This is a genomic window from Chryseobacterium sp. C-71 (assembly GCF_020911865.1).
Lineage (GTDB): Bacteria > Bacteroidota > Bacteroidia > Flavobacteriales > Weeksellaceae > Chryseobacterium.
The window spans coordinates 119873-142171 of record NZ_CP087131.1 but is presented as its reverse complement, the minus strand read 5'-3'; the positions used below and the strand labels follow the sequence as shown (position 1 = coordinate 142171).

Genomic DNA, 22299 nt, shown 5'->3' with positions numbered 1-22299 from the left:
TTTTATTATGTAAGAACCTATTGATACGTTTATTAGATTTAAAAAAAAAAAAAAATGACCTTCTATTTCGGCTGAATTTGATAAAAATCTACTTCCTGCAAGATGTACAATCCTTAGACTCCCTATTATGCAGCTTGTTTAGCGAAAAAATAAGACTTAGTAAGAAAATTTTACATCAACACTTAATCCTCCTGTAATAGATATTGATATGAGACTCTGTCAGTTTCTTCACATCAACATAAGCTAAACCTGTATAACAGCAGAAAAGAAAAACATCCCGCACCTGTGTTAATCTATCGGACACAAATTCCTTTTCATACATTGTCTGGATTTCTTCTTTAGATAGATATGGACGTTCTACAGCTTTGAGCTTTGCTTTATAACCAAGAAAAGGATCTTTGTTTAGCCAGCCATGTGCCATACAGAGTTTGATGATTTTTTTGAAATTCTTAATGTATTTTACAGCAGTATTGTTTCCGTATTTACGTACACTGCGAAGCCAGAAATCATAATCCATTATGAAAGCATGATCAATAGCCTTGATATCGATATCAGAAGTTTTGTACTTCCAGTTAATGAATTCTTGCGTATGCTTTAATGATGTTTTGTAACGCTCCAATGTTCCGGGAGCAAAATCGTGACCGACCAGGGCTTCCACTTTATCATTATGATCCTGAAAAATAGGAATGAGCATTCTTTGCTCAATATCAGTTCCAAGCAGTTTAGATTTTAAACCAACTGCCGTTACATTGTTATCCTCTTTTAACATGACGTAGTGTGAATCGTAAACCTGTTGCTCTAAAGTCTTAAGATAGACATTAAGCGTTCTAGCCTCCTGAGAGTTACCCAGCGCCTTATGCGCTTTACCATCCCATTTCTGCGGTTCGATATACCTTTTAGCGGCAATATCCGTCGCCTTGCCATCTATCATGATTCGTAAGTAGATGGGAGCGGTGCCGTTTGTTCGGATTTTATTCTTTTTTATAAAGAATAACTGATTGAATGTTTTGTTCATGATGTGGTAACTTTAATTGTTTAATAATTTAGTTTTTGTTACCACTTTTTGCAAGATGTTCAATCGTTAGACTGCCTATTAGTCAGGTTTCCCTGAATTTTTCGTGACCTATTTTCCAATTTTCACGATGGATCACTAAAAAGGTCATAAAAATCGTGACCTGTTTTGATTTTTTTGATTCTAGCACAAAACAAAAAAAACGCTGTAAACATTGATGTTTACAGCGTTTTAGCTTATTTTAGTTTCTCAACCAGCGGAGAGAGAGGGATTCGAACCCCCGGACCTGTTACAGTCAATAGTTTTCAAGACTATCGCAATCGACCACTCTGCCATCTCTCCAATAACTCCGATATGTCGTTGTTTTTGGTGGTGCAAATATAAAACTCTTTTCAATATCTGCAAAACAATTTTAAATTAAATTTTGTTTTAAATTAATAATCCATTAAAAATCAATTGGATTATTTTTAATGGAAATTAATTATTGTACCAAAACTTGAGATTTCATAAAGTATAAACGCACCTATTTTGGTGCGTTTATACTTATTTAATTCTAAATTAATGTAATTCGGCCAAGTACTTTTCAGCGTCCATGGCTGCCATGCAACCGCTTCCTGCCGCAGTAATTGCCTGTCTGTAGATATGATCCTGAACATCTCCTGCTGCAAAAACTCCCGGAAGATTAGTTCTTGTAGAACCTTTTTCAGTTGCAATATATCCATTTTCATCCAAATCAATTTGACCAACGAAAATATCAGTATTTGGCTTATGACCGATAGCAATGAAAATCCCGTGTACATCAACTGTCGACTTCTCCTGAGTCTGATTGTTGATCACCACTGCTCTTTCCACCAAATTATTTTCACCTTCAATTCCAATCAATTCGTGGTGAAATTTCACTTCAATATTCGGTGTGTTTTCAACTCTGTGAATCATTGCTTTTGAAGCTCTGAACTCACCTTTTCTCACCAACATGGTCACTTTATTCACCAATTTTGCAAGGTAAGTTGCCTCTTCAGCAGCTGTATCGCCCGCTCCTACTACGACTACATCTTTTCCTCTGTAGAAAAATCCGTCGCAGGTTGCGCATGCTGAAACTCCACCTCCATTGTATTTTTTTTCGTCGTCTAAACCTAAATATTTTGCAGTAGCACCAGTAGAAATAATCACAGTTTTAGCAAAAATCTCCTTATTTCCGGCATATAGTTTATGAACACCGCCAACCTCTTTAGAAAATTCGGCCTTGGTAATCATTTCGTAAAGAACTTTTGTATCAAACCTTTCAGCCTGTTTTTGCAGATCCATCATCATTTCGGGGCCGGTAATTCCTGCAGGGTAACCAGGGAAATTATCAACTTCAGTCGTTGTCGTCAATTGTCCACCCGGTTCCAAACCTGTATATAATTGTGGTTTAAGGTCTGCTCTTGCTGCATAAATTGCTGCTGTAAAACCAGAAGGTCCAGATCCTACGATCACACAATCTAAAATATTTTCTTCCATAATTCTCTTTTCAAAAAGATTTAAATTTTAAGACGACAAAGTTCGTGATTTTTAATGTTTTATTAAAGCAAAATTAATGATACTTGTCAATATTAAATATGTTGGTTTTCGATAACTGCATTTCTTTACTATGATTCTTTGCGACCCGACCTGAGTGGAGCTCTTTTTGCGTAGCAAAAAAGCGGGAACGGAGGGCGGAAAATGTCGCCCAAATAAAGAAATGACTACATTCAATCTAAACCTTCATTTTGATTTTATCAACATTGATAATCTTATACACCAATTCTTTAATCAATTCAGCTTCACTCATATTCACAGCGCCCAAGCCTTTCCCTTTCATATCAAATTCTCTCAAAATAGAAATCACTCTGGTAGAATGTTTTAATGGATACAGTCTTGCGGCCTCAGCATAATCTTTCAAAAAGTAAGGGTTCACACCCATTTGAGAAGCGATTACTTGCGGCGATTGACCAATCATCGTATTGTAAATAATTACGTTTGAGAAATAATTATACAAGCTCGAAAGCAACATCACAAAAGGATTGTTTTTAGGATTTTTACCCATAAAATGAGCAATTTTAAACGCTGCATTGGCGTTTTTTGTACCTAAAGCTTTCTGCAATTCGAAGACATTGAATTCTTTGCTGATTCCGATGTGGTTCTCAACGATGGTTCCGTCTAAAATCTGGCCTTCTTTCAGAATGATTTTTAGTTTACCTAATTCATTAGATATTCTTGAAAGGTCATTCCCAAGATATTCTGCCAAAAGATGAGAAATATTCGGGGCAGTTTTTATATTTAATCTGAGGCATTCATCGGCAATCCATTTTGGAAGATTGTGGTCTTTGAACGATTCGCTCAGAAAAAGCGCATTTATTTTCGTTAAAGTTTTAGTAACCTTTTTTCGGCTGTCTAACTTCTTGTGTTTGTGTGCAAAAACCAAAACCGTTGACGGAACCGGATTTTCAACATACGCTTCTAAAGCTCTGCTTTCCTCATCATTAAATTTTAAATCCTGCGCTTCTTTTACGATAATCACCTGTTTATCGCCCATCATTGGAAACTGTCTTGCCAAGGAAAGCACTTCCTGATAGGTTGTATCTTTTCCGTAGGTCACAGTTTGATTGAAGGCTTTTTCGTCTTCCTCCAGAAAGTCGTGTTCAAGGGCTTTTACAGCAACATCAATAAAGTAAGGTTCTTCTCCGTGGAAAAAATAAATCGGTAATACTTCTTTATTTTTAATATTTTTGAGGATTAAATCTAATTCTTTCATCTTAATTAATGGAACTTCCCAAACTCAATTTTCAGGAAACTTTTGATTTTAAATTCAAGAAAGACAAAGATAAGTTTTTTATCTATGACTTGGTACGCAAAACTTACCTTTTGCTCACGCCTGAAGAGTGGGTTCGACAGCATTGGATCCATTATTATCTCACGGTAAAATCCTACTCTGTATCCGCTTTGATTACAGAAAAAAAGATAGTTCTCAATGGTTTAACCAAAAGAATTGACCTTTTGGTAACAGAAAAAGCACAGCCTAAAATTCTGATTGAATGTAAAGCTCCGCAAATCAAACTTACTGAAAAAACTTTCGAACAAACTGCGCGTTATAATTCAATTATTGGTGCTTCTGAAATTGTTTTAACGAATGGTTTACAGCATATCAATGCGTATTACGAAAATGGGGAATATCAGTTTTACAGAGCTGAGTAATTTGTAGTAATAACCTGCATTTTAGATTTCTAAATTTTATTTTTATAAAGCGAATATCATATTTAAATATTTTATAGTTGAACGATATACTACTGCAAAAATATGGTTTGACCATGCAAAAATCATCCGAGAAATTTCATGGAATTATTTCAGGAAATCCCATTGCTAATTACATTTATAATTATAGACATCCTGATGATGTGGATGACATCATTGCTGATTTGGATTTAGCAATTTCTGGTAATTTTTCGCTAATTGAAGATCCAGATCATGGAGGCGGTATGGGAAATTATTGGTTTGCACATATAACGCCTACACATTTTGAACTATGGCAGGAAGGTTTTGAAAAAAGAATAATACCCCTAAACGATTGGAAAGAAATATTGCTTGCTTGGAAGAAATGTTTAGAGTAGAAAATTAAAGTATTTTAGTGATGCCCTATTCGTTTTTATTTACAAATTTAATTAGCTTTATACTATCAGCATTTTTTTGTGAAATTTGTGCATGGTATTTGCGTACATTGTTCTTAAATTAAATTACAAAATATGATACGTTCAATCTTCATCACCGCAACTTTGCTTGCTTCAGTAACAGTTTTCAGTCAGAATTTGAAAAAAGTCTCTTACCAAGACGGCACTCAAAAACTCAACGGCTTGGTCACTTCAAATGCCGGAAAAAAACTTCCCGGAGTTTTGATTCTTCCGGCCTGGAAAGGAATTGACGACGAAGCTAAAACAGCAGCAGCAGATTTAGAAAAGCAAGGTTATATCGCATTTATCGCCGATATTTATGGTGAAGGGAATATTCCTACTGACAATGCTTCTGCCGGAAAAACCGCAGGATTTTACAAGAAAGATTACGCAGCTTACCAAAAGAGAATTTCTCTGGCATTGGAACAACTGAAAAAAAACGGAGCCATTCCTGAGAAAATTGCAGTAATTGGATATTGCTTTGGCGGAACGGGAGCTTTAGAATCTGCGAGAGGAAAATTGCCTGTTGTGGGCGTAGTTTCCATTCACGGAAGCATTGGAAAAGATCAGTCGAGACCGAATGAAGCTATTTCAACTAAAATTTTAGTAGAAAACCCTGCGGAGGATAAAGGGGTAACTCCAGAAGATTATAACAACCTGATAAAAGAAATGAATGATGGAAAAGCAGATTGGCAAATCATTACTTATGCTAACTCAAAACACACTTTTACTGACCCAAAATCTGCAGATTACAATCCAGTGATGGCAAAAAGAGCATGGAATCACACGCTTTTGTTTTTGAAAGAAATTTTGAAGTAATTGAACTATAATAAATTAAAAACAACCTCATTGATTGAGGTTGTTTTTGTTTATAAATCGCTGGTTGTGCTACAATTAGAACACCACCAATACTCATTTTCTTTATCTTTTAACTTTATTTTTGATTTCTCTTCGCAGTTTTCACATATTTGCTCAACATTGTCTGTTTGCTTCGCTTCGTAATCGCAACTAAAGCAACTCCAACTCGTCAAATGAGTTTTCCCGTTGATAAACCAAGTAAATGAATTTTCTTTGCATTTGGGACAAATTTTTAACGCCATATTTTAAACTATTTCTTGTTCTCTATTCACTAATTCCATCGAAAAAGCAGGAAGACAAATTGCAATGTATTCACACGGTTCTGGGAACGGATTGCTATAACGAACTCTTGCTCCTTTTTCAATTAAAATACTTTGTCCTTTTTCTAAAATAACATTTTCACCATCAATTTCAAATTGCTTTTTACCTGAAATAATAATGGTAAATTCATCAAATTCCGGAGTTTGATGAGGCTCGATCCAATCTGGTGGAGCTACCATGTGTGCAATTGAAATATTTGGGTTCTGGGTTGAGTTTCCCCAGTGTTCTTCTATCAATTTTCCGTCGTTTGTAGGAACTACAAAAGGTGATTTTTGAATTTTATATTTTTTCATTTTATTACTAATTATTTTTTAACACAAAGGCCGCAAAGATTTTTTAACTACTAAATGTTTTTAAGTTACACAAAGCCGTTTCACTTATAAAAGCTCACAAAGTTTTTTATATAAAACAAATTGTTGACAAACTATAATTTAAATCTCTCGCAGATTTTGCTGATATATTTTCAGCATTCAAAATCTACTCAATCAGCAAAATCTGCGTGAAACTTACTTAAAAATGGTTTTCTTTTTTGATTTCGTACACAAAATTAGTTCTCGTCGGTTCCCCAAAATAAGCCACTTCTTCTTCAGCAATCTTTTGTCCGCCCAATCTTTCTAAAGCAATTTGCGAACGGAAATTTTCTTTCCCAATATGGAAATACACTTTATCTACAAACTGAAAAACATAATCCATCATCAGTTTTTTAATCTGTGGATTGATGCCCTTTCCCCAAGAATTGGTTCCGTAGAAAGTATAGCCGATGAAAATGCTGTTTTTGGATTCATCAAAATCATAAAAACGGGTACTTCCTAGAATATCTCCGGTAGATTTTTCTACAATTTTAAAAGCACCTTGGCTTTCTATTGCACCTTTAAAAAAGTTTTCAAAGACTTCTCTTTTGTAGCGGTCTTTATTCGGATGTTGCTCCCAGACTTTTGGATTAGAAGCCACTTCATACAACAATTCAAAATCCCCTTGCTGTAAGGGGATTAATTGATATTTTTCGTTTTCTAAAACTGGTTGAATAGAAAAATTCATCTTTTAAATCTTAGCCTTTTGCTTTTGCAGCGTCAGATTCTATTTTTTTGATTTCCTTCAATTTCTCAGCAATTTTGGTTACTGCTTCAGGTTTTGCAGGTTTCAAAGCTACCTCAGCCTGAGCCATATCCCATTTGATTACCAAATTTCCTGAGTTTTCATCAGTTGGGTTTAATGTAATTTCAAACCACTCTTGTTTATCAGCTAATTTATTAACAGGAACAGTTACATCTACAACATCTTGTTTTGGATCGTATGTGTAAGCTCCCCATTGCTGGAAATCTTTATTTAAAATCACTTTCCAATCTTTTTCTGTTGGTACGATGAACAAACCGTAAGTTCCTGCAGGAACCATTTTTCCACCGAAGTTCACAGCCTGACCGAACGTTATTTTTGTAGAAGAGTTGGCACCTGCTCTCCAAACCTGTCCGTAAGGAACCAATTCTCCGAAGATTTTTCTTCCTTTCACACCTGGTCGTCCGTAATCGATACTGATTTTAGACATAGAAAATTGCTGCTCAACCTTCTGACGCGGGCTTGCTGCCGGTACAGAATAATCTTGTGCAAAACTGAACACCGAAGCCGATATGCAAACTGCAAATAATAACTTTTTCACTTATTTTAAATTTTGCTAAAATTACGAAATGGATGTCAGAAATAAGTTTTTGAGTTTGATAAATTTTGTTAAAGTATTATTCGCTTTAAATATAAAACCTCACAAGAAAACTTGTGAGGCTTAGATTATTTTAAATTTATTCAGATCTGGCTTTCCATTTTTGGAGAATAGTGGTATAAAAATAGGTGAATATGAATCCTATCACTAAAAGAATATAACTGAGGAAAAGCCCAAGTGAATCTATAATTGATTGGCAGTCTTCATACCCTACTCCTTTTACAGGATCGTAAACGGTTCCTTGGCAAGCATCTCTTTGATACATTGAAATGATTATAAAAATCAGCAATACAAAAAGTACAAATCCATTCAACGAAATATTGACAAAGATTGAGGTAACCAGTTTATTAAATTTATTCATCATCAATAACGGAATCACCAAAATAACTATTGATATCAACAAACCTAACTGAGAGACAAAATATTCCTCTTTTCCTATGTGAGAAAATGAATATAAAACGGTAATTAGAACAACAGCTAAAACTAAGACTCCCGCACTGATAATACTGAATAACAGCGATTTTAAACCTGTAATTCTAAAACTAAAGATCAATGTTGAAAGGAAGAAAGCAATCCAAAGATAAATGTGAATATTTTGCGAAAAGAAATCCTCACTTTTCACATAATCAACATTATTCAGAAGATCTTTCAAGTTATCTTGATAATAGTAAAACTCAGAAACGTTATTATAAAAATATTTTTCAGGCGAAATCTGTTGATTGATTTCTGGGTTAAATTCTGTGATAGAAATCGAATCATCGACAATCGTTCCGTTTGCATCAACATACGATGCCGCTGCAGAATCAACCGCAATTGCTGTAGCTTCGGCAACTTCATTATTTTCTCTGTCAGAATAATATGAAGAATTGTTTGGGTTATATTTTTCCCCTTTTTCAGGTTTATAGGTTTTAATAAAATACCTGACTTCAAAATTCTGTGGAGAATACACCATATTAGTCCATTCTTTTGCCTTTAAATTGTTTCTGATTTTAAATTTTTCAGAAATATTTAAAAATTGGGAAAGCAGTTTCTCAATTTCTGCAGGATTATTTCTATTAAGAAGCTCAGAGGTTTTCCTGTTGATTTCAGCTTGTCTGGATTTTAAATCGCTCTCTGAAACATTAGTATCATCATAACGAGTATAATATGAATCTTCATAATCATGAACTGCGAAATTATTTTCATAAAAAACGTCAGAAAAGTTATAATAACTTGGCGCTGTGCTTTTTATATAAGATGACAAATCAACTACATCTTTTTTGAAGTAAAAAGTTTCAAAATTATCGTTTCGGTCAGACTTTACAGCTTCAATTCCTCGATTTCTTTCATAATCCGGAAGAATGTATGCATGATTTTCATCTTTTTTGTAAGATTTTTTAGAATACATCGTATAATACTGATAAACCCTGTTATAGTAGACAAAATATTTCTTATTTCGGTCTACTTTTTTAATCTCGGTTTCGCAGTAAAGATCATAAAAAGGTTTTGGTGAAAGTCTGTTTTCTAAAGTGTATAATTCTAAATTCTGAGAAAGAAAAGGATAGCTTCTGTTGACGATATCGATATTTTCTTTCATTTCAGAGTCGGGATATTTGTGATTAACAAATATCTTAAAACCAGACATGTATGAAAAATAGAAAGTAGTACTCGCAAAAATAATCACAAAATACTGTACAAACTGCAAAAAGAGTTTACCTCGTGATGAAGGATAAAAGTTTTTGAACGCATTGTTTTTAAACATCATAATCAGCCACCCCACAATCATCAAAATAGAGATAATCAGATGAATAAATATCAGTCCGTTTTTGAAATAATCATCTCTCACTGTACGAGTCTGCAAAGAAACAGGATCGAGGTGCGAAAGATAACCGATAATGAAAAAGAGAATGTGAACAAGCAAGCTTGCCAAAAGCATCCAAACAATTTTGGTGTTCCAAACGGTAGGATATTTCTCTAATAAATATTGATTAATTTGATTAATTTTATTTATTTTTTGCATTTTAATTTGAATTAAAGAATATTAATTAACGAAAAATCTTCTCGTAGAAGATGAGATATTCCTGATGTAGACCAAGTCTGTTTTCGCTTGCCCCAAAGCTGTGATGACTTTATGAAACTCAGTTTCGGCAGAGAAATAAGCTACATAAACTCCACCATTAAAATTCAGTTTTTCTAAAGGAAAATCTTTGAAAACTTCAAGCAGATGTTCTCTTGAATTGGTGGTATCAATTTCTATAATCAAGCTTGCATTTTCGGTATCTTTCAATTCAGAATTATCTTTGTACTGGCCGTTTTTCAGGAAAATCACTTTATCTGAAACTTTTTCGACTTCATACAATTGCTGAGAGCTTAAAATCAAAGCAATCGGATGATTAACGGAGTTGGCAATCGATTTTAAATCTTCCAGAATAACCTGCTGAGCCAAAACATCGAGATTTGCTAAAGGCTCATCCAATAAAAGAATTTCTGGTTTTCTTAAAAGAGTTCGGGCTAATTCAAAACGCATTTTGTAGCCGGAAGAAAGCTCGTTCCATTTCAAATGTTTGTAATTCCAAAGTCCCAATCTGGCGATCATCATCAACGTCCGGATCTCATTTTCTTCAGGTTTAACGCTGTAATTTGACAGAACGAATTTCAAATTATCTTTTAAACTTCCATACCATTTCTCAGTACGCTGCGGGATGTACACCAATTTTGTGCGGAGGTCATATTCATCTTTCGGTTCAGAATTGAAAGAATAATTGAGTTCACCTTCATTAAAAGAAATTTCTTTGGCTAAAATTCGCAGAAGTGTAGTTTTCCCGTTTCCGTTCTCTCCTACCAAACCGTAAACCTGGCCTTTATTGATTTCCATAGAAACCGGGCCGAGAGAAAATCTATTACTTCCGTAAGATTTCAAAATATTTTTTGCCCGAAGCACAGGTTTCTCAACCGAATGTTCCTGCACCTGAATTTTTTCAATTTTTTGAAGAAGGATTTTACACTTTTCAATAAACTCGCTTATTGCGTGGCTATTTGTTTCTTTCCAGTCTGTCAGGTTGATGGCTTCTTTAAAGATTTCCATTTTCTGCGTATCGATAGCGCAGTCTAGCAGTTTTCTAAAACCTAATACAGTATCTTTATTATCAAAGAAATGATAAACCTCGTTCACACGATGTTGGTGTTTCGTCATTTGGGATATTTATAAATCGAAGATAAATAAAATAAGGATAAGTTATAATAATTTAATGAGAAAAATAAACCACTATATCTTTCTGATTATAAGTTGCTAAAACGAAGTCTAGGTTTACATCCCATACCCATCATTATCGACATGTAAACCAGTTTTTGTAGTGCAGTTCCCCGATTATCTGTTCGTTTTTTGTTATTTTGAAAGTTGTGAATTTTTCTGAAGTTGCAAAGTATTCCATAATATGTTTTTTCCAACTGTATTTTATTCTAAATTACATTTTTTTTAGTTAAAATCATTTCAATATGGTTTATAAAAGTTATATTTCTTATTATAGAATTAATGCGCTCGGTTATTGCTTGAAATTAAAATCAAATTAACAAATCATTAATAAATTTCAAGATTTCTTAACCATCTTGTACTATCCTGCACTCCCAATTTTTTATTCGAAAAATTATTATACTTTTAAAAATCAGAAAACGTTTAAGTTTTGTAGAAGAAGTGATAAATTTTGAATGTAAAAACAAAATGCAATCGATTAACCTTTTCATTTGAAATGTTGAAAAGAAACAATTAATAAACCAGCCAGATCAATGAATAATACCCAACCCGAAAACTCCTTTTCTTCTTCAAAAAAGAAAAATTACTACTTTCCTCTGATCCTTATCACGAGTTTGTTTTTCTTTTGGGGATTTATCCATAACCTTGATCCGATCTTGATCAAACACCTTCGAAGTTCTTTTCACCTGAACCATTTTCAGGCTTCGTTAGTAGATTCATCTGTTTTTGCAGCGTACTTTTTATTGGCCATTCCTGCAGGAATGATTATTCAGAAATATGGTTACAAAACCGGGATTTTGGTAGGTTTGTTCTTTTTCTCGGCTGGATGTTTTTTGTTTGTTCCGGCTGCTAATACGATTAGTTATCCGTTTTTTCTCGGGGCTCTTTTTGTTTTATCTTGCGGTCTTGCGATTCTGGAAACCGCAGCAAATCCTTACATTACTGTTTTGGGCATACCTGAAAAAGCAACACAAAGATTAAACTTTGCACAGTCTTTTAATGGTTTGGCAGCTTCAATTGCTCCTATCGTTGGCGGAATTTTCATTCTGAGTGAAGAACCAAAATCACAGGAAGAACTTGCCGGACTTGATCAGGCTGCAAAACTGGCCTACATCCACGCTGAAACTTCGCTCGTAAAAGGACCTTACATGATATTGGGATTAATTATTCTACTGGTCATGTTCTTATTTTTATTCGTAAAACTACCGGAAGTAACGGAAAGCAAAGAAAAATCAACAAAGAATTTTCTACAGGTTTTAGGCGTAAAAAATGTAGGATGGGGAGTTCTTGCGCAGTTTTTTTATATCGGTGCACAAATTTATGTCTTCAGTTTTCTCTTGGTTTTTGCTGAAGATGCAATAAACATGAAAGGTCAGGAAGCTAAATATTATGCAGGTGTGGCGGGATTATTATTTATGATTGGGCGTTTTGCAGGAACTTTTTTCATGAGATATATTTCACCACAGAAATTATTGAGAATTTACAGTGTAATAAGTATCATTCTCAGTCTCTGGGTTATTGCAGGATCAGGAATTTCAACATTATATGCATTGGTTGCGCTTACATTTTTTATGTCCATAATGTTTCCAACTATTTTTGCCTTAGGAATTGAAGGAGCGGATGCAGAAACAAAACCTGCCTCAAGTTTATTAATAATGTCTATTGTCGGAGGTGCTATTATACCACCGATTGCAAGTAAAATTACAGATATTTCAGGGAACATCCACTTTTCTTATATCGTACCTTTAGTCTGTTTTATCACCGTATTTTTATTTTCATTAAGATTCAGAAGTAAGAAATCCTTGCAATAAATATGGAAAAATCTTTGGGGACTTAGCTAAGTGAAACGCCTTTGCGAACTTAAAAACAGTTAGTACTTAAAAAAATCTTTGTGCTCTTTGCGTTAAAAAAGCATTTCACAAAAAAATCCAATTTTAAAACTAGAAATGAGTAAATTAATTTTAAAAATAAATCAAAAAGATAATGTTTTGGTCGCTTTGCAGGATATTCCGGCAGAAACCGAAATTATTTTCGAAGGAGTTACTTATACCACTTTAGAAGCAATCCCCGCTAAGCATAAATTCTTTATAAATGACATGAAACAGGGCGACGAAATCTTTATGTATGGCGTTTTGGTAGGTAAAGTACAGTACGACTTGGCGGCGGGAACCCGAATGACGACCGACAATACAAAACATGCTGCCGAGCCTTGCTACTACAGAGATGTTGACTATGATTGGACAAAACCCGATGTATCAAAATTTTTACATAAAACTTTTAAAGGATATCACCGCTCAAACGGCGATGTGGGAACGGCTAATTATTGGCTTTTTATCCCTACCGTTTTTTGCGAAAACCGAAATTTGGATATCATTAAAGAATCCCTCTACGACAATTTGGGATATGCGGTCGATGCGAAATATAAAGATTACACGCATCAATTAGTGGAAGCCATTTCTAAGGGAGAAAACTTGGATGAAATTGATTTTTCGCCATCCAATATTCCCACACAAAAACGAGTTTTTAAGAATGTGGATGGAATTAAATTTCTCAATCACACCGGCGGCTGCGGCGGAACAAGACAGGATTCGGATTCTTTGAGTAAACTGTTGGCTGCTTATGCCGACCATCCCAATGTGGCTGGAGTTACTTTGTTGAGTCTGGGTTGTCAGCATCTTCAAATTGATAATTTTAGAAGAGATTTATACAATCGGAATCCTGATTTTGATAAACCTTTACTCGTTTTTGAACAGCAAAAAGAGGTAAGTGAAGAAACAATGATCAAGAACGCTATTTTTGAAACCCTGAAAGGACTCTTAGAAATTAATAAAATTGAACGTGAAGATGCACCGATAAGCAAACTTTGTGTCGGTGTAAAATGTGGAGGAAGCGATGGATTTAGTGGTATTTCAGCCAATCCGGCTGTAGGACATCTCGCCGATATTCTTTCAGTTTTGGGAGCTAAAGTTTTACTGGCAGAATTCCCGGAATTGTGTGGTGTCGAACAGGAATTAATTGATCGTGCTGTAGATAAACCAACCGCAGAAAAATTCATCAAGTTAATGACGGAATATGATGAACTTGCTCATGCAGTCGGTTCAGGATTTTATATGAATCCGTCACCAGGAAATATTAAAGACGGATTAATCACAGATGCCATAAAATCCGCAGGCGCCGCAAAGAAAGGAGGTTCCGCCCCTGTTGTAGATGTTTTAGATTATACAGAACCTGCAACAAAACCAGGATTAAGCCTTGTCTGCACACCGGGAAATGATGTGGAAGCTACCACGGGAAAAGCTGCTTCAGGCGCAACTTTAATTCTGTTTACAACAGGTCTTGGTACACCTACAGGAAATCCGGTTTGCCCTGTCATCAAAGTGGCTACCAATACTGTTTTAGCAACAAAAATGTCAGATATTATTGATATTGATACTGGTGCGGTTGTGCGTGGCGAAAAAACCATTCAACAGATGGGTGAAGATATTTTGGATTTCTGTATCGACGTTGCCAGCGGAAATATCATTACTAAAGCTGTAGCATTGAATCAGGATGATTTTATTCCTTGGAAAAGAGGGGTAAGTTTATAGGAAGAGCCAAGTTAAAAGAAAAAAGAGCCAAGTAAAAATTCCCCTCCTTTGGAGGGTGGCGAAAAATCTTCGATTTTTTGACGGGGTGGTTTATACAAACAATATCATCAAAGCTAAAAGTTATTAGTAAAATTGTAAATAAAAATATATAAATGTTTTCATTAAAAAATAAAAAAGCCGTTGTGACAGGCGGAGGAAGCGGGATTGGGCAGGCTATTGCGGTTCAGTTGGCAGCTAATGGCGCGGAAGTTCATATCCTTGAAATTACAGAACAAAACGGACAGGAAACGCTTGGGAAAATTAAGTCTGCGGGAGGAAATGCTAAAGTTTATGCCTGTGATGTCTCAAAACAGAAGGATGTTTTGGAAGTTTTCGGGCAGATTGGAGCAGTAAATATTCTTGTCAATAATGCCGGAATTGCACACATCGGAAAGGCAGATACGACTTCGGAAGAAGATTTTGACAGACTTTACAATGTCAATATTAAAGGGGTTTATAACTGTCTGTTCGCAGCGATTCCGCAGATTAGAAAATCAGGTGGCGGAGTGATTATCAATATGGCTTCCATTGCTGCGTTGGTGGGAATTCCTGACCGGTTTGCTTACAGTACGGCAAAAGGTGCGGTGAAAGCAATGACGATGAGTGTTGCCAAAGATTATATCAGTGAAAATATCCGTTGCAATTCGATATCTCCGGCAAGAGTGCATACGCCTTTTGTGGATGGATTCTTAAAGAATAATTATCCCGATAATATCGAAGAAATGTTTGTCAAATTATCGAAAACTCAACCTATCGGAAGGATGGCTCAGCCTGAGGAAGTCGCTTCCTTGGCATTGTATTTATGCAGTGACGAAGCTTCATTTATTACTGGTGTGGACTATCCAATTGACGGTGGTTTTACAACTTTGAACAACTAAATTTTGTAGTTTTATACAAATTTGAAAGGAGGAAAAACTACCCTAGCCCCGATAGGAACGGCATCCTTTTTTGTCATTGCGATGGCAAAAAAGTAAAACAATTGATCACGTTGATCGCAATGACAAAAAAGATATAGTGGATAGCGGGATTAGCTTCAAATAATAATTTGGCTTTTAAAAAATATAAAAATAATATGAAATTAATAAAATTCGGACAGCCGGGACAGGAAAAACCAGGAGTTATTATTGACGATAAAAGATACGATGTTTCTCATCTGGTAAAAGATTATGATGAGAACTTTTTTTCCGGTGAAGCCATAGAAAATTTAAAATCTGAAATACACACCCATAATTTGCCTGAAATTTCTGCTAACGAAAGACTGGGAGCTCCTTTGGCAAGACCTTCAAAAATTATCTGTGTGGGATTGAATTATAAAGATCATGCCGCTGAAACCAACGCGCCGATTCCGCAGGAGCCGATTTTGTTTTTTAAGGCGACTTCTGCGATTGTGGGCCCAAATGATGATTTAATCATTCCAAAAACGAGCACCAAAACCGACTGGGAAGTTGAGTTGGCCATCGTGATCGGAAAAAAAGCGAGTTATGTTTCTGAGGAAAATGCCCTTGAGCACGTTGCCGGCTATGTTTTGCACAACGATTATAGTGAAAGAGCCTTTCAACTGGAAAGAAACGGACAATGGGTAAAAGGGAAAAGCTGCGATACTTTTGCGCCGATCGGACCGTTTATTGCAACGCCTGATGAGATTGAGGATGTTCATAATCTGCGTTTGTGGCTGAAGGTGAACGGGGAAATTCTGCAGGATGGGAACACTTCAAATCTTATTTTTAATGTACCGTTTATTGTGAGCTACATCAGTCAGTTTATGACTTTGCTTCCGGGTGATATCATCAGTACAGGAACGCCTGCGGGTGTTGGTTTGGGACAAAAACCTGAGCCCTGGTATCTGAAATCCGGCGACGTGGTGGAATTGGGAATTGATGGTTTGGGGAGCAGTGTCCAAAAAGTGAAAGCTTACGACGAATGAAAAAATTCTGTCTTGCTCTTGACTTGATTGATAATCCTGAATTGATTGCGGAATACGAAAATTATCATCAAAATATCTGGCCTGAAGTTCGGAAAAGTATTTTGGATTCCGGAATTATAAATATGGAGATTTACAGTGTTCAAAATCGGTTGTTTATGATTATTGAAGCTGAGGACAGTTTTTCTTTTGAGGCTAAAAATGATTTGGATCAAAAAAATCCGAGAGTTCAGGAATGGGAAGAATTGATGTGGAAATTTCAACAACAGTTGCCCAATTCGAAAGCTGGAGAAAAGTGGCGGTTGATGGACAAAATATTTTCTTTATAAATTACATTTTAGAAAAAAAATAATTAGATATGATTATTGATTCTCACGTTCATTTTTGGAAGTTTGATCCGGTTCGGGATGCATGGATTTCGAATGAAATGGCAGCGATCCAGAAAGACTTTTTGCCGGAAGATTTTTCGTTCTATTTAAATGAAAATCGGATTGATGGCTGTGTTGCAGTTCAGGCGAGTCAAAGTGATGAGGAGACGGATTTTTTGGTGAATTTAGCTAAAGAAAATCCTTTTATTAAAGGTGTTGTCGGTTGGATTGATTTAACTTTAACTTCTGATAAACTTGAACAGTCACTTCAAAATTATCAATTTGAAAAGTTGATTAAAGGTTTCAGACATATCGCTGAAGGAGAAGAAATCGGTTTTTTACTGCAAAAAAATGTACTCAACGGAATCTCTGCACTTCACAAATATAATTATACTTACGATATTTTGTTAAGACAGGATCAGCTTTTGGATGCCGTAAAACTTTCGGAAAAATTGCCCGATCAACCCTTTATTCTGGATCATTGCGGAAAACCGGATTTGAAAACTAATGATTTAAAAGAATGGAAATCCAACATTTCCGAACTTGCCAAAAATCATAACATTTATTGCAAAATTTCGGGACTTTTAACACAAGGAAACTGGAATAATATTAATGAAAAATCAATATTTGAAATTTTAGATTTCATTTTTTCGCAATTCGGAATTAAGCGTTTAGTTTTCGGAAGTGATTGGCCTGTCATTTTATTAGGTGGAAATTATGCTTTGTGGGTGGAATTGATTTCAAAATATGTAAGTCAGTTTTCAAAAGAAGAACAAGAACTTTTTTTCTCTGGAAATGCGGTGAAATTTTACAAACTATAATTTTTCATTACCATAAAACTCACGAATTTTTTTAACACTTAAGAATATTTAGGATTAAATTCTTTGCGTATAGAAGAACACTTAAGTTTTTAAAAATCTAAGATTTTTATTTTAAAATGAATGTAATTAAAAACTTTATGGTCTTTGTTAAATGAAATGCCTTTGCGAACTTAAAAACAGTTAGTAGTCAAAAAAAAATCTTTGTGCACTTTGCGTTAAAAAAAACATTATGAATTTAAATTTAGATAATAAAATAATCATCGTAAGCGGCGGTGCAAAAGGAATTGGAAATGCTATTGCAAAAGTTTTGGCCGAAGAAAATGCGTTACCGATAATCATCGGAAGAAATGAAGACGACAACAAAAAAGCCATTCAGGAAATACAGGATCTTGGAGGAAAAGCTGACTTTGTTACCGCCGAACTTTCCCAACCCGAAGAATGTAAAAAAGCCATTGAGGAAGTCGTAAAAAAATACGGTAAAATCGATGGAATTGTCAATAATGCGGGTGTAAACGATGGTGTTGGACTGGAAAATGGTTCGTATGAGAAATTCTTAGATTCCTATCATAAAAATGTGGTTCATTATTATCTTTTGGTGCATCACGCACTTCCCTATCTTAAAGAAAGCAAAGGTTCCATTTTAAATATCGGCAGCAAGACAGCAGAAACCGGACAAGGCGGAACGTCTGGATATGCCGCAGCGAATGGGGCGAGAAATGCTTTGACTAGAGAATGGGCGGTTGAACTTCTGCCTTACAGCATCCGTGTGAATGCTATTATTGTTGCGGAAGCCTGGACACCACTCTACCAATCATGGATTTCTACCTTTGAAAATCCGGATGAAAAATTGAAAAGTATTACTTCAAAAATCCCTTTGGAAAACCGCATGACGACTTCTGAAGAAATTGCTAACATGGCAGCGTTTCTTTTATCAGAAAGATCTTCGCATACAACAGGGCAGTTAATTCATGTAGACGGCGGATATGTTCATTTGGACAGGAGTTTGGGTAAATTAGAGTATTAATGTTTAAAATTTTTAAAAATCATTATCGATTGTTTTTTTTCAAAAAGAATAAATTTTTAAACATAGAATTTTTCAAAAGAAATACTTAATATTCCATTTAATTCTTAAATTTGACCAATGCAAAAGAATCTTTATCTCATCATTATATCATTTTGTCTTGTAAGTTGCTACACCTATCAGGTTAAAAAACAAGCAGATACAACAACCGACAATAAACAAGACTCCAAAAAGAATGCAACTCTTGCTGATAATACTCTTCCGCAAGCAAAAAGTACAACAGTTAAATCCCAAAGTCTGAATCCACAACAAATACCTGTCAACATTCAGGAGAAACTTGCACCTAATAAAAATGTTAGAATTGACGTTGATGGCAAGACCTATAAAATAATAGTTGACAAATGGGAAAATGACAGTCTGGTTGCACACCTAGTTCATAATCCTAAAAAAATTCTGAAATTTCATAAGAACCAGATCAATGGCGAGAAAATTGCTGAAAAACGCTTTTCACAACCCATTGCTGATATTATCACTGTTGCAGCTTATGCCGGCATTGGTGTTTTAATCTATTCTCTCGTCAAATAATTTTTTAAATTTTCCAGATATTGCAACCATGCATTTGAACATCCTTCATAGCATTCAAATTGTGGTATCAAACCGTTGTGAGTGAATGTAAATTTTGTTTGATTGCCTTCAGTAGAAACATCAAAATTAATCTTAGTTCCCGTCCATTCATCTGGCATTTTCAGAAATGTCAGATTACTGCCAATAACTTCCCAACTTATTTTTATTAGGATTTTTTGAACGGAATTATGCGCTCCATTTCCTGCGCTGAAAGTGAATTCGTCGTTGATCTCTTCAGAATTTCCTGTGATAATTTCATTATGCAAACCAATCCACCATTTTTAGGATCAATTAAAATATTGAAAACTTCTGAGGGAGGTTTTGAAGTTGTAAAGGTGTATGAAAAATTTTGTGTTGACATTTTAATTCATTTATGTAAATATGAAAATACGATTATCCTTTAAGTTATACAAATGATAAGAAATTTTCAAAGTATAAAATGATCACTAAATAAATATTTTATAAATTTGTTTTAAACAAAATAGATGGAATCTGTAATTTTAAAAAATATCAATGAAATTCTAAAAAATGCTCCTGAAAGTATTTTGGAGAGAGTCCTAGGCTATATTGAAGGAATTTCTGAAGATGAAAAATACAATTTCAAACTTTCTGAAGAACAAAAAGAAAGTTTGAAGAAAATAAAAGCAAGACCTTATGATCAGCATACCGAAATTGATACTTTTCTAAATGAAATGGATTCAAAATATGGTATTTAAGGTTATTATTTCGAATGAAGCAAAAATTGATATTGAGAATTCATATCTTTATTATCAAGCGAAAGTAAACAAAAAAGTTGCAAAGAATTTTCTGAAAGAATTCAGGTCTTCGGTTAATATAATTTCTAAAAATCCTTATTTTAAAAGACACCGTCCCATTAAGTGTGTAAATTAAAAAGTTAGGGCTTAGATTTATAATCTGAGCCTATTTTCAAAAATAAGCATAAATTGGTTTAAAATCAATCCCCAATTTTGGATGGGCATGGTCCATTTTTTAGTTGCTTCTTTCAATGCTAAATAAACAGATTTTATAACTGCATCATCTGTAGGGAAAGACATTTTGTTTTTGGTGTATTTTCGGATTTTCCCGTTTAGATTTTCAATTAAATTGGTCGTGTAAATTATTTTTCTAATCTCGATTGGAAACTCAAAAAAGACGGTTAATTCGTCCCAATGAGTTCTCCAGGATTGTATTGCATAGAGATATTTACTTTCCCATTTGGTTGCAAAGTCGTCCAAAGCTGCTTTTGCCGCTTCTTTTGTGGGGGCAGTATAAATGTGTTTCATATCTGCAGAAAATTCTTTCCTATCTTTCCAGACAACATATTTACATGCATTTCTAATTTGGTGAACTACGCAGATTTGGGTTTGAGATTGCGGAAAAACCGAGCGAATGGTCTGGGTAAATCCATTCAGATTATCGGTAGCAGTGATGAGAATATCTTCTACGCCACGAGCTTTTAAATCGGTCAGAACATTCATCCAAAAGCTGGAGCTTTCGTTCTTTCCGAGCCACATCCCGAGAACTTCTTTTTTACCTTCACGATTGAGTCCTACGGCTAAATAAATGGTTTTGTTGATGACCTTGGAGTTTTCACGAACCTTGAAAACAATCCCGTCCATCCAGACAATCAGATATACTTCATCCAATGGTCGGTTCTGCCAGGCAACCACTTCGCTGGCAACAGCATTGGTGATTCGTGAGATGGTGGAAGTCGAAACGTCAAAATCATACATTTCTTTGATTTGCTCTTCAATATCACTTACACTCATCCCTTTAGCATAAAATGAGATGATAATGTTCTCCAAACCATCGATGATATTGTGTCTCTTTGGAACTAATGCTGGTTCAAAACTGCCTTCCCTATCTCTGGGAACTTTTATTTCTGATTCGCCGAATGAGGACTTTATCCTCTTGGTTGCGTGTCCGTTCCGATAGTTTCCATTAATGGTTTTTTCGTGTTTTGAATTATCCAGATGGCTGTCAAGTTCAGCATCCAACATATGTTCTACTGCTTTTTTGTGCAGCTCTTTAAAGAATGAGGTTAAATCTTCCCCGTTCTTAAAGGATTTGTAGAAATCCTTATTGTTTAGTAAATCTTCTTTGTCGATCATAACTATGTAATGGTTAAAATAATAAAAAGTTATTTCCGTAAAATTTTTTGAGCTATAAGGGCTCAAAATTTTACAGAATAACTTTTTAACTTACACAGTTAGTGAGATACTACCTTTTAAAATTTGGTTTGAGGATTTTCATGGAAAATTAATGAAGAAATATCCATTTCTGATATTTTACACAATTGATAAAATTGCTAAGGTCATTGTTATTACAAGAGTTTTTCATACCTCACAAAATCCTGAAAAATATCCTTAAGATTAAATAAAAACCATCTGAATTAGTTTTTACTTCAGTTCATATTCGCTTTTTTTAAATTATAGAAACTAGACACCATAGTTGAGAATTTTCACCATAATTTGTTTCTTCTGAAAAATGCACTTTATTAAGATAATTTTTAATCCTTTTAACCATATATCACAAAGCATTCAAATTAACACATCACCTTCGTCATTTACTATTGTAGCGTAATGTTGCCTTTTTTGAGTTCAATTTGTTTATATCTAAAATGATCAATGTAACCAAAATACCATTCTTTATTTTCATAAACAAACGTCATAGGTTCAGGTAAAAAAGGTCTGGAATGATTTTCAACTTGAGGATATTTATAGCTTACACCGATCAGCAATTCATCTCCATCCTCAGGGCTGTACTCAAAATCAAATTCAGCATTAGTATTCAGTACGTCCACAACAAATTCGGCAGTAAGCTCTTGATCAAGTCTTTTAGAAGGTCTAATAATCTGCCCCATAATCTTACGTGTTTCTTCAAATGTTAATTCCCGAACTGTTTTTTCCAATTTCCAATGATAAATCCGTTTATTATACTCTTCCTTATTGTCAAATATTTTAAACGATTCCATTTTTAAATTTAGAGTACTTTTCAATTCCTGTTCTTTACAAGTACAAAAAGTTATATTTTTTTTATTTTCACACATAGTATTGGATTTTGCTATATAAAATCTAAATTAATGCTTTCTTTCTGTCAAAACA

General features: G+C 34.6%; 23 protein-coding genes and 1 tRNA gene. 12 read left to right on the top strand and 12 right to left on the bottom strand.

Features of this window, described 5'->3' with window-relative positions; all coding sequences use genetic code 11:
• Positions 1-175: 175 nt before the first annotated feature.
• From LNP04_RS00630 to holA, 4 genes are all read right to left on the bottom strand, one after another.
• Positions 176-1015 carry a site-specific integrase gene (locus tag LNP04_RS00630; RefSeq protein ID WP_229984659.1) on the bottom strand — a complete coding sequence of 280 codons (840 nt, stop codon included), beginning with the start codon at positions 1013-1015 and terminating at the stop codon, positions 176-178.
• A gap of 254 nt (positions 1016-1269) precedes the next feature.
• Positions 1270-1354: transfer RNA gene (locus tag LNP04_RS00625), tRNA-Ser, on the bottom strand.
• Positions 1355-1570: 216 nt separating this feature from the next.
• On the bottom strand, positions 1571-2512 hold the full coding sequence (gene trxB, locus LNP04_RS00620; RefSeq protein ID WP_229984658.1) for a thioredoxin-disulfide reductase: 942 nt from the start codon (positions 2510-2512) through the stop codon (positions 1571-1573).
• Positions 2513-2747: 235 nt separating this feature from the next.
• Positions 2748-3785 carry a DNA polymerase III subunit delta gene (holA, locus tag LNP04_RS00615; protein ID WP_229984657.1) on the bottom strand — a complete coding sequence of 346 codons (1038 nt, stop codon included), beginning with the start codon at positions 3783-3785 and terminating at the stop codon, positions 2748-2750.
• Between the two features lie 8 nt (positions 3786-3793).
• Between holA and LNP04_RS00610 the strand changes: the two genes are divergently transcribed.
• The 3 genes from LNP04_RS00610 to LNP04_RS00600 all read left to right on the top strand — a co-directional run bounded on the left by LNP04_RS00610 (position 3794) and on the right by LNP04_RS00600 (position 5514).
• Positions 3794-4225, top strand: a complete 432-nt coding sequence (locus LNP04_RS00610; RefSeq protein WP_229984656.1) for a type I restriction enzyme HsdR N-terminal domain-containing protein — start codon at positions 3794-3796, stop codon at positions 4223-4225.
• 77 nt (positions 4226-4302) lie between these two features.
• Complete coding sequence (locus LNP04_RS00605; protein WP_229984655.1) at positions 4303-4638, top strand: hypothetical protein; 336 nt, start codon at positions 4303-4305, stop codon at positions 4636-4638.
• Positions 4639-4770: 132 nt separating this feature from the next.
• Positions 4771-5514: a dienelactone hydrolase family protein gene (locus LNP04_RS00600; RefSeq protein WP_229984654.1), complete on the top strand. Its 744-nt coding sequence runs from the start codon at positions 4771-4773 to the stop codon at positions 5512-5514.
• Positions 5515-5798: 284 nt separating this feature from the next.
• On the opposite strand, the gene LNP04_RS00595 is transcribed toward LNP04_RS00600, so the two are convergent.
• The 5 genes from LNP04_RS00595 to LNP04_RS00575 form a co-directional block, all read right to left on the bottom strand.
• A complete protein-coding gene (locus tag LNP04_RS00595) occupies positions 5799-6167 on the bottom strand; it encodes a cupin domain-containing protein (protein ID WP_229984653.1) in 369 nt (122 codons plus the stop codon).
• Between the two features lie 217 nt (positions 6168-6384).
• A complete protein-coding gene (locus LNP04_RS00590; protein WP_229984652.1) occupies positions 6385-6912 on the bottom strand; it encodes a GNAT family N-acetyltransferase in 528 nt (175 codons plus the stop codon).
• 10 nt (positions 6913-6922) lie between these two features.
• The gene (locus tag LNP04_RS00585) at positions 6923-7528 is read right to left on the bottom strand and encodes a DUF2911 domain-containing protein (RefSeq protein WP_229984651.1); all 606 of its coding nucleotides are present in this window, start codon (positions 7526-7528) and stop codon (positions 6923-6925) included.
• A gap of 136 nt (positions 7529-7664) precedes the next feature.
• A complete protein-coding gene (locus LNP04_RS00580; protein ID WP_229984650.1) occupies positions 7665-9584 on the bottom strand; it encodes a hypothetical protein in 1920 nt (639 codons plus the stop codon).
• Positions 9585-9605: 21 nt separating this feature from the next.
• Complete coding sequence (locus tag LNP04_RS00575; protein ID WP_229984649.1) at positions 9606-10757, bottom strand: ATP-binding cassette domain-containing protein; 1152 nt, start codon at positions 10755-10757, stop codon at positions 9606-9608.
• Positions 10758-11347: 590 nt separating this feature from the next.
• Here LNP04_RS00575 and fucP point away from each other — a divergent pair.
• The 8 genes from fucP to LNP04_RS00535 all read left to right on the top strand — a co-directional run bounded on the left by fucP (position 11348) and on the right by LNP04_RS00535 (position 19156).
• The gene (gene fucP / locus LNP04_RS00570; protein ID WP_229984648.1) at positions 11348-12625 is read left to right on the top strand and encodes an L-fucose:H+ symporter permease; all 1278 of its coding nucleotides are present in this window, start codon (positions 11348-11350) and stop codon (positions 12623-12625) included.
• A gap of 135 nt (positions 12626-12760) precedes the next feature.
• Positions 12761-14401 carry a UxaA family hydrolase gene (locus LNP04_RS00565; RefSeq protein WP_229984647.1) on the top strand — a complete coding sequence of 547 codons (1641 nt, stop codon included), beginning with the start codon at positions 12761-12763 and terminating at the stop codon, positions 14399-14401.
• Positions 14402-14553: 152 nt separating this feature from the next.
• Positions 14554-15318 (top strand): SDR family NAD(P)-dependent oxidoreductase, encoded by a 765-nt coding sequence (locus tag LNP04_RS00560; protein ID WP_229984646.1) that lies wholly within the window; start codon positions 14554-14556, stop codon positions 15316-15318.
• Positions 15319-15512: 194 nt separating this feature from the next.
• Complete coding sequence (locus LNP04_RS00555; protein ID WP_229984645.1) at positions 15513-16364, top strand: fumarylacetoacetate hydrolase family protein; 852 nt, start codon at positions 15513-15515, stop codon at positions 16362-16364.
• Positions 16361-16690, top strand: a complete 330-nt coding sequence (locus LNP04_RS00550) for an L-rhamnose mutarotase (protein ID WP_229984644.1) — start codon at positions 16361-16363, stop codon at positions 16688-16690. Before LNP04_RS00555 ends, LNP04_RS00550 begins: the two co-directional genes overlap by 4 nt.
• Positions 16691-16719: 29 nt before the next feature.
• Positions 16720-17550: an amidohydrolase gene (locus LNP04_RS00545; RefSeq protein WP_229984643.1), complete on the top strand. Its 831-nt coding sequence runs from the start codon at positions 16720-16722 to the stop codon at positions 17548-17550.
• A gap of 229 nt (positions 17551-17779) precedes the next feature.
• Entirely contained in the window at positions 17780-18574 is a 795-nt protein-coding gene (locus LNP04_RS00540; protein ID WP_229984642.1) for an SDR family oxidoreductase, read from the top strand.
• 117 nt (positions 18575-18691) lie between these two features.
• Complete coding sequence (locus tag LNP04_RS00535; RefSeq protein ID WP_229984641.1) at positions 18692-19156, top strand: hypothetical protein; 465 nt, start codon at positions 18692-18694, stop codon at positions 19154-19156.
• Here LNP04_RS00535 and LNP04_RS00530 read toward each other — a convergent pair.
• Positions 19138-19461, bottom strand: coding sequence for a hypothetical protein (locus LNP04_RS00530; RefSeq protein ID WP_229984640.1), 324 nt, complete (start codon positions 19459-19461; stop codon positions 19138-19140). The genes LNP04_RS00535 and LNP04_RS00530 overlap by 19 nt on opposite strands.
• Positions 19462-19680: 219 nt before the next feature.
• On the opposite strand from LNP04_RS00530, the gene LNP04_RS00525 reads away from it, so the two are divergent.
• A complete protein-coding gene (locus LNP04_RS00525; protein ID WP_229984639.1) occupies positions 19681-19911 on the top strand; it encodes a hypothetical protein in 231 nt (76 codons plus the stop codon).
• A gap of 192 nt (positions 19912-20103) precedes the next feature.
• Here LNP04_RS00525 and LNP04_RS00520 read toward each other — a convergent pair whose 3' ends face one another.
• Positions 20104-21306, bottom strand: a complete 1203-nt coding sequence (locus LNP04_RS00520) for an IS256 family transposase (RefSeq protein ID WP_229982814.1) — start codon at positions 21304-21306, stop codon at positions 20104-20106.
• 458 nt (positions 21307-21764) lie between these two features.
• A complete protein-coding gene (locus tag LNP04_RS00515; RefSeq protein ID WP_229984638.1) occupies positions 21765-22244 on the bottom strand; it encodes a hypothetical protein in 480 nt (159 codons plus the stop codon).
• Positions 22245-22299 lie beyond the last annotated feature (55 nt).